Here is a 10,189-nt window from a genome sequence, read left to right on the forward strand (position 1 = left end):
CCGTATGTTTTTCGTCAGGGGGGGCTTCAGTCTATTTTGAAGAGGGTATGCGGGGTCAGATAAACTTTCGTAACCACTCCGCCGGCTGGCTGGCGCAGCATTGGTCAGAGCATTGTCTACGGCTACTTTGCCAACGGCTTCTTGAAGTGGATCTAGAACAACGCCACAGGAGCGTTCACCCAGTATGAGCACGACGCCGAGGACAACCGTATCCGCGAGCCCTACACCATGAACCTGTGTGACAACTACGTGACACATAGGCCTACCCGGAGGCCTCTAGTTATACGGTGATCTGATCAGCGCCCTCGGGCTGTGTGCGTGCTGAGTGCCGCGTGATTCGAGTAGATGGCCGTTGAGCATTTGGGGCGCGCTGCTCGGTATTGGTTTCTTCCTTGAGTTGCTTTTTGCTCAGTTTGCTCGGCTTGCGGCTTTTCCTATTACCATTCGATGCGTTTACCGTCGTAGGCGAAGAGTCCGCCGCTGTCATTAGGTGAGCTGTGATCAATAACGCTCAATAATTCGGCAGCGGCCTGTTTCGCTGGTCGGGCGGCTCTCGCTCCGCGGAACGGGTGCGACAGGTCTGACTGTACTGTGCCGGGGTGCAGGCTCAGCAGTCGTGCGTTGGGGTGGCGCCTGCCGTGCTCGATGGCTGCTGTCTTTATCAGCATGTTCAATGCAGCCTTGGATGCTCGATAGGCGTACCAGCCGCCGAGTCGATTGTCGCTAATGCTGCCGACCCGTGCGGACATCACTGCCATGGCGCCGTGAGTGTCAAGTAGTGGCAAGAATTCGCGCATCACGATGGCAGGGCCTAAGGCGTTGACTTGAAATACAGATTGCAAAGCGTCTGGGTTGATTGTCTTCAGGCTTTTCTCTGGTTCTACCCCTTCACGGTGCAGTAAGCCTGTGGCTAGCAGGATAAGCTGATAGGGTGCGCTGCTGGAGAGGGATGCGGCGGCTGCGGAAATGCTGTTCGGCTCCTCAAGATCAAGGGGTATGGCGGTGCTGCGCCCCAGCTCGTTGATCAGGGCGCAGTTCGGGTCGCTGCGTAGATGCTGGCAGAATGCTTGGCCCAGAGCGCCGCTACTGCCGATTACCAGGGCGCGATAGTTGCGGCCTAGCGAGTGCATCCGGAGCGTCATGGCTGTCGCCGGAAGAACAGGGTGACCTGGCCGAGTTCGATGCCAAACTTGAGCATGCTGGAGCGGTTGATCAGCGTGTTTTCGTCCATCAAATACATCCAGTCGTCGAAGGTAACCAGATAGGTTTTTCCGTCGACCGGCAGGTTTAGTTCATAGCGCCAGCGAAGCGCATTGCCGGCCAGCTCGCCGATGGCGTCCCCGACAACGTCGTCAGCGGTGCCGCGCCAGCGATTTTTCCCGTCGGGTCTTAGTGTCCAGATGCGCTGTTGGGTGCTTCCATCGCTGTAGACGAAGCGCTCGTCGAGGATCAAGCGGTTGCCTTCCTGGCGGCTGTTGATGTCAACGTGGAAGCGTTTGATTACCTTGCCTGAGCGATCCTGAAATATACCCCAGGCCTGTACGGGGCGACTGAAGAACTCCTTCAGGTCCAGCGCGGGTTGCTCTGCAGTGTATTCGTCAACCGCGACGCCACCGCAACTGGTCAAAAGGATGCAGCAGCAAAGCAGTATCAGGCGTCTCATGGTTTACCTCGCCGGGGTTGTACGGATTTGGGCCGACAGGCTGCGCCTGTTTAATTGATACTGGTCACGGCTTGTCGGGGTCTTTCTAAAATCCTATACAAAATATTAAGGTTGTACAGTATTTGTTCTATTGTTCTATTGTTCTATTGTTCTATTGTTCGGTGGCGCAATGTCCTTTGCGTATGCTTGTGTTCGATCTGCGCTCTTCGCTAATGAGTCGCTATCGTTGGTTCTTTATGCCTAGTAGCCAGCACTGTGTTGCCTGGTGCCTGATTCTGGTTGCCAGCCACACCCGTGCCTTATTCCAGGTGTGCGCCCAACGGCTGGACGTCTCCAGCTCGAAGTCCACTGCATCAAGCTGAGTTGGGTGTATCTGCAGCTTTGGTAGTGACAGGGCGTAGTCGCCACGATCGGTAATGACGCCTAACTGGTTGTCGCTGCGAAATAGCGTCGTGGCGGCATCGTGGTCCAGGTCGTGGTTGGAGGTCGAGAAGGTGCTGCCTGGGGCCAGGGTTGCGCTGTCCTGGCTAAAAACAGCCAGGGTTGAATGCATGTTTTTCCCTTCTGTCAGGTCGCCAGCGATGCTTCTCAGATAGTGCTTGCGCGGGCCCCAGATGTCGATGCGCAGGATGCTCAGCGGCTGGTCGCTGCGGTTTCTGATGCGGATAAATACGGTCCAGTCGCCGGGCAGCAGGGAAGGGTGAAAGTCGGCAGCGGTGAGCACGAAGGGTTTTTTCCTGCGATGCAGCAATCGAACCCAGGTGGCAAGCGCCGTGAGTAGTGCGAGGAGGGTGGCGATGGCTGCCAGGGTCGAGGCGTTTTCCCAGAGCCAATTCAATCCGTTCATTGCTTCTCCATGAGTGCGTCATATCTTGAGAGGGGATACTTGCCGATGTTGCGGGGTGTTGGCAAAGAGAGATTGTTGTTGAGTTTTCTGCTCCTTGGGTGGTCTCCGCCATGTGTGACGGGGAACTCGGGCTGCCGGGCGGCTACTGTCGGTCGGAATCCGTCACTGCTGACAGCGGTCGACCCTCGACCCTGCTACAATCCGCGCTGAAATTACCCAAGAGGAATATGTATGGCTACCAATCGTTCCCGCCGTCTGCGCAAAAAACTGTGCGTTGATGAGTTTCAGGAGCTGGGTTTTGAGCTGAATCTGGAGTTCAAGGGCGACCTGAGTGTCGAGGCGATTGATGCCTTCCTTGATCAGTTTCTCGATGAGGCTATGGATGCGAATAACCTCGACTATGTTGGTGGTGAAGGCTTCGGGCTGGTGTGCCTTGCTGAGCGTGGCTCGGTAACGGAAGAGCAGCGCCAGGCTGTCGAAAACTGGCTGAAGGCACGCAGCGAGCTGGCAGTCGTTGAAGTGGGGCCACTGATCGACGCGTGGTATCCGGATAAGCCGATCAACGCGGCAGTTTGATCTCGAAAAGGCCATCTATATGATGGTCTTTTTTTTCGCAATTTTCCGGTGTCTGGTTTGCTTCGTTTTTGCTTTGACGGTGCTCTGATGGGCCTTACCTGATCACTGGGTCATGGTGCTTTTTAAATTGCGAGTGCTTGTTTCTTTTGCTGTTTTTATTGTCTTCGGATTTATAACTTCGGTGATTTCTCTCTGCCGATCTTGGCCGAGCTTTTCTCTCTCCTCACCTAAGCCCTTCGCCGTGTTTTAGTTATAACTCTAACTATTTTTTTGGCTGCACTTTTTTGGCGCAGAGCTGGCAGGTGTCGCTGTCTTGAGTTTGCTTTGTCAGATCCAACTTTCGCTGTGCTTTTGGGGTGCGGGGAGGCATGCCTAATTTGAGTGTTCGCCTGGTAAGGCGTTGTTCGGAAATGAAAATGCAATGGTTTTGTGTTTACTGAAAAGCCCGTCGAAAGGCCCGTATTTTGGGGCGTACAGGCTGGGGGTTTGGTGGTTTTTTTGGCGCTAAATATTTGGCGCACTGGCTGAGAAGGTGTCTGATTGAGGGGGTGTAAAAAATGATCTGGATCAATGTTTGGTTACTTATAGCATTTGGTCTCTAGGGATCTTGTTTTTTAAATTGAAAACTGATTAGTATGATGGCACGTCGCCATTGGATTGGTTTTATAACAAAGAGAAGAGTTCATGCTTAAGAAGTCCCTCCTTGCTATCTCAGTTGTTGCTATCGCAAGTGGTTGTTCGGTTACTCCTGAGGTCATCGCTCCGCAAAGCTTGGAAACAACAGCTATGTCGGATATCGCGCAGCTTTCTCAGGAGCAGTCGGTTGAGTCAGCGATTTCTCTGGATCAGGCTATCGCGCGCGCGGTTCTCAATAACCGCGACAAGAGATTAAAGTCCCTGGAGGCTGCTCTTTCTCAAGGTCAGATTGATCTTGCGCGGCACGAAATGCTGCCTGAGCTTACCGCTTCCGCCGGTTACTCCAAGCGTAGCGAATACGCCGCATCCGCCAGCGTCAACTTCACTGACGGTGAGCCCGATGCGCTGGGCCCGAACCCGGCTTACTCTGTTTCTCAGGGACGCGAGCGCGATACTCAGGACGTCGCTTTCTCCTGGAATATTCTCGACTTCGGCTTGTCTTACGTACGCGCTCAACAGCATGCTGACCGTTACCTGATTACCAAGGAGCGGGAGCGTAAAGTTGTTCACAACATCACTCAGGACGTACGCGCTGCCTACTGGCGCGCGGTGTCGGCAGAGCGCCTGCTAAGCAAGATCAATCCTCTGATCGAACAGGCCAGTGAAGCGCTTGCGAACTCGCGCCAGGTTGAAACCCAAGGCCTGCGCTCACCGCTGGATGCGCTGTATTACCAGCGTGAACTGCTGGACATTCTCCGTGCCCTGCAAGCCCTGCGTCAGGACCTTATGGGTGCCAAAACCGAGTTGTCGGCCCTCATGGGGTTGAAGCCGGGTACTCAGTTCTCCCTGGTTGATGTGTCGAATCCGGCTTTTGTCGTTCCGGAATTAAGTGTGGGCCTGGCCGAGATGGAAGAACAGGCACTGCAACAACGTCCTGAACTGGTCGAGACTCACTACCAGAAGCGGATTTCTGCTGCAGAGACGAAGGCGGCAATGTTGAGCCTGCTGCCAGGCATTCAGTTGACTGCCGGTTCATACCAGGACAGCAACGAATACCTGCTGAACCAGGATTGGACCAGTGTTGGCGCGCAGGTCAGCTGGAACATGCTGGACGTGTTCAAGATTGGCGCTGAGCGTCGGCTGGCTGAGACCCGTGAGGCGCTGACCGAAGAACAGCGACTGGCGACGTCCATGGCCGTGCTGACCCAGGTTCACCTGTCGCGCATTCGCTACGAGCAGGCGCGTAAGAGCTTTGACCTTGCTACTCAGTACCTCGGCGTTGCCGAGCGTATCGGCGAGCAGACCCGCAATGCGGCCAAGCTCAAGCGTATGTCGCAGTTGGACCTGATTCGCGAGTCGCTCAATACCGTACTGGCAGAGCTGCGTCGTGATGTCGCTTATGCAGATCTGCAGAACAGCTACGGTCGCGTCTTTGTGACGATCGGCATGGATCTGCTGCCGCAGGACTATCAGAGCCTGAATGTTGAGGCGCTGGGACAGGAAATTGGGCAGCGCTTTGATCAGTGGCAGCACGCGGCCCCCAGTCAGCAGTCAGCAGAGGTGGCTGCGCCTGTCGAGTCAAGCCCGGTCGTCGCCAGCGACAAGACCAGCTGATGCGTCAGCAACTCAATCTGGGGCTGTTTCTGGCCCTGCTGGCAAGCGGGGCTTCCGCACAGGCCGAGTATCAGGCGCGAGCAGTGATCAAGTCACTGGATCGCGCCGTGCTTTCGGGTGAGCTGGCTGCGCGCGTCCAGCGCATTCCCTACCTCCCCGGCGATGCGTTTGAGAAGGGGGCAGCGTTGGTTGAACTAGACTGCGCCCTCTATGACGCTCAGGCCGAGAAGGTTGCTGCTGAAGTCAGGGCAGCGCGGATCAAGAGCGAGAACGCGCGTGAACTCGACGCCTTGAATTCGATCGGTGGGCTGGATGTCGCGCTAGCCCAATCCGAATATTCCCAAGCCTTGGCTGAGCTGAAAATTGCCCGTCTCAACACCGAGCGCTGCGTTATCAAAGCGCCCTGGCGCGGCCGGGTCGTCGGCCTGCGAGTCAATGCGCACGAGAATATTCGGCAGCAACAAGAGTTAATAGAGGTTGTGGGCGACCAGAACCTCGAGGCAGAAGTTGTTGTGCCTGCGGCCTGGCTCAGCTGGCTAGCTGTAGGTCAGCCTATCAGCTTGCAGGTAGACAATCTTCCCGAACCCGAATCTGCAGAGGTTCGGGCCATTATTCCCGCAATTGATGCTGTCAGTCAGACCGTCTTGCTGAGAGCAAAATTGCCAGAAAACACTCAACTGATACCGGGTATGAGCGCCACCGCTGTGTTTAGCGAACCTGCGCCTGCCGCTGAGTAATTCAGAACCTGAAACAGACCATCTGGCCGGTGCCCTAAAGGGATAGAGAATATGAAAAAACAGACCCCCGCCAACTCGATTCGTTTTCGCCGTAAGCCGCTGATTACAGCGCTGGAGCCGCGTATTTTGCTTGATGGTGCTGCAGTGGCTACTGCTGCAGAAATGACCACGGACGTCGCTTTTCAGGATGCAGGAACCCACGCCGAGTCGGCTGACCAGAGCGTTCATTTTGCCGCCCCCGCGCCGACCGGCAGTGAGCCGGGTAACCGTCGCGAAGTCGCCTTTGTTGATACCTCGGTAGACAACTACCAGGACCTGGTCGATGGACTGGGTGACGGCGTCGAAGTCATTCTGATCGATAGCGCCGAAAACGGTCTTGAGCAAATGGTTGCTGCACTGCAGGGCCAGACCGGTATTGATGCCATCCACCTTTTCTCACACGGTGATGTGGGGGAGCTGAAGCTCGGTACACTGACACTTAATGGCGAAAATCTGGAAGCCAACGCGCAGTTGCTCGCTGCGCTGGGTGAGACGCTGACGGAATCCGGCGACCTGATGCTCTACGGTTGTTATGTCGGGGCTGACAGCGAGGGGCAGGGGTTCCTTGATGCGGTAGCGCAACTGACTAGCGCCGACGTAGCAGCCTCCGAAGACCTGACCGGTGCCCAGGCGCTCGGCGGGGACTGGGAGCTGGAGGTGACCAGTGGTTCGGTTGAGACGACTGCATTGGTTGCGGCTGGATATGAGGGTACGCTGGCTCCTTTGGTGGTCTCTAATCTTGACGATCTCCAATACACTGAGGGTGATGGTGCTGTACTCATTGATGGCGACGTGACCATTGGTGGCAGCACGGACTACACCGGTGGCTATATCGATTTCCAGATCGGAGGGGCCACTTCATCAGAGTCATTGGGCTTCATCAGTGACAGCACCCCCTCCACCGTGAACGGTGAAGTATCCATCGTTGGCAGTACTGTTTATCGTGGTAACGGGTCTGTTGCTATCGTGATTGGTAGCGTTGACCCGATCAAAAACGGTGAAAATGGCCAGCCGCTGAGAATCAACTTCTCCAACGCATTTGAAAACGGCGACTTCCAGGATGGCACCAACGGCTCGACGGTGATCTCGGGCTGGACGTCCGTTATGCAACGTATTCGGATGGGTATAGATCAAATTGCTGGGCAGCTCACCCCGACGGACACGACTTACCCGGCCCCCAACCTAGCCGATAGCAAATCTCAGAACGGCGGTCAGCCAATCTACGATAACGTTACCGGTGGTAATTTCACTCAAGGTGCCAAACTGTCCAACTACGCGGGTAGCGATTCAAGTGACTTGGCAATTGAGCTGAATACCGGGCAGGATTCCATTGATCAAGGATACGGCGTTATTCGAGGGCCAGCCGTATACAGTGACGGTGTTGTAGCTCTTCAGGCAGGCGATAAGGTGTCTTTCGACTGGAAGGCGCTGAGCGGTGGCGATGCCTATGATGCATATGGCTACATTATTGATGTCAATACCGGTGACACCATTACGATTCTTGATCGAACCGGCACTGCCACGAGCCAGGAGACGCCTTGGGCTACTGAGGAAGTGACCATCGCGGCCGGGCAGGAGGGTGTATACCGATTCGTATTTGTTGCTGGGTCCTATGACCTCTCAGGTGGCCGATTAGTCGGCGGCAAGCTGATGATCGACGACGTCAAGGTCACTCAAGCCAACCCGCCGGGCCCGGTCGGCGATTCGGTAATTACTTCGCTTGCCCAGCGTGTCACCTACGAAAATACCGCGGTCGACTATAACTCGCTGACCCGCACTGTGACTGTCTCGGTAATGGACAAAGCGGGCAACACTGGCTCTGATACCAGTCAGGTCAATATTGCTGAGCGCAACAACGCACCATCGTTTAGCGGCAACGCCTCGCTTGGTGCGGTCAATGAGGACACCACTTCGCCTGCCGGCAGCACGGTGAGCAGCCTGTTTGGCTCCCTGTTCTCGGATGTGGATGCAAACTACGATCCCAAGGACTCTCTCGGTGGCATCATCATCACGGGTGATGCCAGCGACTCGTCGCAGGGTGAATGGCAATATTCTACTGACGGCACCAACTGGCTGGCGGTTGGCACTGTGTCGGCCGACGCCGGTCTGCTGCTGTCTAGTACTGCCAGCTTGCGCTTTGTCCCCGCTGCAGATTTTAACGGTGCGCCCGGCAGCCTCAGTGTTCACGCGGTAGACAGCTCTGACCCCAGCATTACCTTTACCAGTGGTGCGACCCGACAAGCCTATGACACCACTGCAGTTGGTCGTACGGGCGGCACTACTGCCGTTTCGACTGCGGCAGTCAGCCTCGGCACCTCAATTACGCCTGTCAACGACATCCCGGTTCTTGATAACACGACAGGGACAGTAACTGGGGCGACAGAAGACACCGCAAAAACCATCACCCATGCGCAGTTGCAAGCGCTTGCTAACGCGTCGGACATTGATGATGCGTCGGTCTCTTATCGGGTCGATTCGATTCTGAGCGGCACGCTGCGCAAGGATTCCGGTGGTGTACTTAGCGATGTTATCGCGGGTGTGACCGTAGTTGGGCCTGGCGAGAGCCTTGTTTGGCTGCCGGATAGCAACGCTAACGGGTTGCTTTCTGCCTTTACTGTTAAAGCAATTGACAGCCAAAACGCCGTATCGACGGCAAGCATGCAAGTTAGCGTGGATGTCGCGGCGGTAAACGATCCGGTAGCCATTACCGGTAAGTCCTCGGTCACGCTGAACGAAGATTCATCAATCCTGATCAACGGGTTCACGCTGACTGATATTGAGGGTGACAACGTTACCATTCGCATCAGCTCCAGCCACGGTAATCTGACGCTGGACAATTCAGGTTCCGTCTCCGTTTCGCAGTCCGGTGGCCACACTCTGGAGTTCTCTGGTGCCATTGCTGATGTCCAGGCTGCTCTTAACTCGCTTCGTTACGCAGGCGATGCGAATTACTTCGGTAGTGACCAGCTGACTATCGAAGCCAGTGATGACAACGGCACCAACTGGCAGGCCTATCGTGTGGATGAGCAGGGCTTGTTCTACAACCCCGCGAATGGGCATTACTACGAGTACGTCAGTGCGCCCGGTATGACCTGGGCGGATGCTAAGGCCGCCGCAGAGAGCCGTGAGTTGTTTGGCTTGAAGGGTTACCTCGCGACCGTAACCTCCGCTGAAGAAAACGCATTTATCACCCCCAAACTGGGTGGCGATGGCTGGATGGGCGCCAGCGATGCTGCCGTTGAAGGCCAATGGCGCTGGGTAACTGGACCAGAGGCTGGCACCCTGTTCTGGACCGGTACGGGCAGTGGCAGTTCGGTAGACGGTAACTACGAAAACTGGGGTGACGGTGAGCCAAACAATGCCGGCGAAGAAGACTATGCGCACTTCATCTCTAGCAATGGTAACTGGAACGATTATGCATTCGATAATGGTGCCATTAGCGGTTACATCGTCGAGTATGGTGGTGCCGGGTTTGGCACTTTGGAAGCGGCCACGCTCGATATCACCATCAACGGAGTAAACGACGCGCCGGTCGTCACTGGCGTCGATACCGATGGCGCTATCGATGGTGGCGGCCCGCTGACAGATACTGGCTCCATCACCTTTGCTGACGCAGACCCGTCTGATCGTCCGACGGCGACCGAGGCGACCAAGTCGGTTACCGCCAAGCAGGCTGATGGCACCACCAGTCTGCCGCTGACGGCCGAGCAGCAAGCGGCAATTGAGAATGCCTTCAGCATCAGCCCGGCGGCGGGCAATGATAATGACGGCACCATCGACTGGACCTACGACATCGATGCCAGCGACCTAGCGTTTCTGGCCGAAGGTGAAGTGGTCACGGCGGTCTTTACCATTACCGTAGATGACGGCCAGGGCGGCACAGCTACCCAGGACGTGACCGTCACCCTGACCGGCAGCAACGATGTGCCAGAGGTCAGTGCGGGTGATGTGACCGGCGAGATCACCGATGGCAGCAGCGACCTGACTGACAGCGGCTCGATCAGCTTTACCGATGTGGATCTGACCGACCGCCCAACGGCCACCGAGGCGACCAAGTCGGTTACCGCCAAGCGGGCT

7 protein-coding genes are annotated in these 10,189 nt (G+C 56.1%); 4 read left to right on the top strand and 3 right to left on the bottom strand.

Annotated elements, in window-relative coordinates; genetic code table 11:
• Window positions 1–437: 437 nt before the first annotated feature.
• The 3 genes from C1949_RS18815 to C1949_RS18825 form a co-directional block, all read right to left on the bottom strand.
• Entirely contained in the window at window positions 438–1,142 is a 705-nt protein-coding gene (locus C1949_RS18815; RefSeq protein ID WP_104739911.1) for an SDR family NAD(P)-dependent oxidoreductase, read from the bottom strand.
• Window positions 1,139–1,663, bottom strand: coding sequence for a DUF3833 domain-containing protein (locus C1949_RS18820; RefSeq protein ID WP_104739912.1), 525 nt, complete (start codon window positions 1,661–1,663; stop codon window positions 1,139–1,141). Before C1949_RS18820 ends, C1949_RS18815 begins: the two co-directional genes overlap by 4 nt.
• Before the next feature lie 220 nt (window positions 1,664–1,883).
• The gene (locus C1949_RS18825) at window positions 1,884–2,510 is read right to left on the bottom strand and encodes a hypothetical protein (RefSeq protein ID WP_104739913.1); all 627 of its coding nucleotides are present in this window, start codon (window positions 2,508–2,510) and stop codon (window positions 1,884–1,886) included.
• Window positions 2,511–2,741: 231 nt separating this feature from the next.
• Here C1949_RS18825 and C1949_RS18830 point away from each other — a divergent pair, with 231 nt between their 5' ends.
• From C1949_RS18830 to C1949_RS18845, 4 genes are all read left to right on the top strand, one after another.
• A complete protein-coding gene (locus C1949_RS18830; RefSeq protein ID WP_104739914.1) occupies window positions 2,742–3,086 on the top strand; it encodes a YggL 50S ribosome-binding family protein in 345 nt (114 codons plus the stop codon).
• A gap of 786 nt (window positions 3,087–3,872) precedes the next feature.
• Window positions 3,873–5,336, top strand: coding sequence for a TolC family protein (locus C1949_RS18835; protein WP_211287219.1), 1,464 nt, complete (start codon window positions 3,873–3,875; stop codon window positions 5,334–5,336).
• Window positions 5,336–6,073, top strand: coding sequence for an efflux RND transporter periplasmic adaptor subunit (locus tag C1949_RS18840; RefSeq protein ID WP_104739916.1), 738 nt, complete (start codon window positions 5,336–5,338; stop codon window positions 6,071–6,073). Before C1949_RS18835 ends, C1949_RS18840 begins: the two co-directional genes overlap by 1 nt.
• 51 nt (window positions 6,074–6,124) lie before the next feature.
• The coding region (locus tag C1949_RS18845; protein ID WP_146040361.1) for a DUF4347 domain-containing protein at window positions 6,125–10,189 on the top strand (4,065 nt) is incomplete at its 3' end.

Source organism: Halopseudomonas oceani (assembly GCF_002903165.1).
Taxonomy (GTDB): domain Bacteria; phylum Pseudomonadota; class Gammaproteobacteria; order Pseudomonadales; family Pseudomonadaceae; genus Halopseudomonas; species Halopseudomonas oceani.

What these genes read in the sequence shown, in the direction of transcription:
- C1949_RS18815 (WP_104739911.1), bottom strand. Translation starts at nt 1,142, where the DNA reads ATGACGCTCCGGATGCACTCGCTAGGCCGCAACTATCGCGCCCTGGTA.
- C1949_RS18820 (WP_104739912.1), bottom strand. Translation starts at nt 1,663, where the DNA reads ATGAGACGCCTGATACTGCTTTGCTGCTGCATCCTTTTGACCAGTTGC.
- C1949_RS18825 (WP_104739913.1), bottom strand. Translation starts at nt 2,510, where the DNA reads ATGAACGGATTGAATTGGCTCTGGGAAAACGCCTCGACCCTGGCAGCC.
- C1949_RS18830 (WP_104739914.1), top strand. Translation starts at nt 2,742, where the DNA reads ATGGCTACCAATCGTTCCCGCCGTCTGCGCAAAAAACTGTGCGTTGAT.
- C1949_RS18835 (WP_211287219.1), top strand. Translation starts at nt 3,873, where the DNA reads ATGTCGGATATCGCGCAGCTTTCTCAGGAGCAGTCGGTTGAGTCAGCG.
- C1949_RS18840 (WP_104739916.1), top strand. Translation starts at nt 5,336, where the DNA reads ATGCGTCAGCAACTCAATCTGGGGCTGTTTCTGGCCCTGCTGGCAAGC.